Source organism: Photorhabdus sp. RM322S (genome assembly GCF_042879395.1).
Classification (GTDB): Bacteria; Pseudomonadota; Gammaproteobacteria; order Enterobacterales; family Enterobacteriaceae; genus Photorhabdus; species Photorhabdus khanii.
On the sequence record NZ_JBHFKW010000150.1, the window covers coordinates 1 to 503 of the forward strand.

Sequence of the window (503 nt, forward strand, 5' to 3'; positions counted from 1 at the left end):
TCACCAACAAACGACTGTTCTGGCGGCCGGGGTCGGTCCGTGGGTAAATCCAGCAGTACCGGTGCATCTGCCAACACGGTGCGCCAATAGTCAGACTGCGCCTGAGTGTACTCAGCGGAAAGCCACTGATGCTGCCAGGCGGCATAATCCGGATACTGGATGGTTAACGGGGGCAGCGGGTTCGGCTGCCCGGCCAAAAAGGCGGTATAGAGTGCATTCAGCTCCTGTATCAGTATCGTGACCGACCAACCATCCGACACAATATGATGTTGGGTCAGCAAAAACTGATAATCGTCATCCGCCAATCGGACAAGCATCGCCCGGATAAGCGGCTCCCGACTAAGGTCAAACGGCGCAGATACCGCTTCGGTGACCAACTGTTCCAGCATTGCACCCGCCTCTGGGTGCCCGCGTAAATCATTCTGTACCAACGGCAACCCACGGTCTTCTGCCAACAACCGAACCTGCGGCTGACCGTCAACGGAAATAAAGACTGTGCGCAG

Annotated in this window: 1 protein-coding gene; it reads right to left on the reverse strand. The window is 56.7% G+C overall.

What is annotated here, in order from left to right; all coding sequences use genetic code 11:
• On the reverse strand, positions 1–503 hold a 503-nt coding region (locus ACGF63_RS23005; protein WP_387633403.1), incomplete at both ends, for a condensation domain-containing protein.